Origin of the sequence: Corynebacterium sp. MSK158, from assembly GCF_030229085.1 — a bacterium.
Classification (GTDB): domain Bacteria; phylum Actinomycetota; class Actinomycetes; order Mycobacteriales; family Mycobacteriaceae; genus Corynebacterium.
Genome location: NZ_JASPHJ010000007.1, coordinates 25219 through 25550, shown reverse-complemented (window position 1 = coordinate 25550; position 332 = coordinate 25219). Strand labels below are relative to the sequence as shown.

General features: G+C 51.5%; 1 protein-coding gene. It reads right to left on the bottom strand.

Annotation, left to right across the window (positions count from 1 at the left end; translation table 11 throughout):
• Positions 1–332: hypothetical protein (locus QP915_RS06885; RefSeq protein ID WP_284768795.1), on the bottom strand; the 332-nt coding region annotated here is incomplete at both ends.

Sequence of the window (332 nt, the reverse complement as noted above, 5' to 3'; positions counted from 1 at the left end):
ATCACTAGGCTCATCCGACTCAGAAGGCTCATCCGACTCAGACGGCTCATCACTAGGCTCATCCGACTCAGAAGGCTTATCCGACTCAGACGGCTCATCACTAGGCTCATCCGACTCAGAAGGCTTATCCGACTCAGACGGCTCATCACTAGGCTCATCCGACTCAGACGGCTTATCCGACTCAGACGGCTCATCACTAGGCTCATCCGACTCAGACGGCTCATCACTAGGCTCATCCGACTCAGAAGGCTTATCAGTCTTCTTAGAAGTTACAGTCTGATCCTCATCATCGATGTCCTTATGCTCAGCAATCTCATTCGGCTGGTCATTAT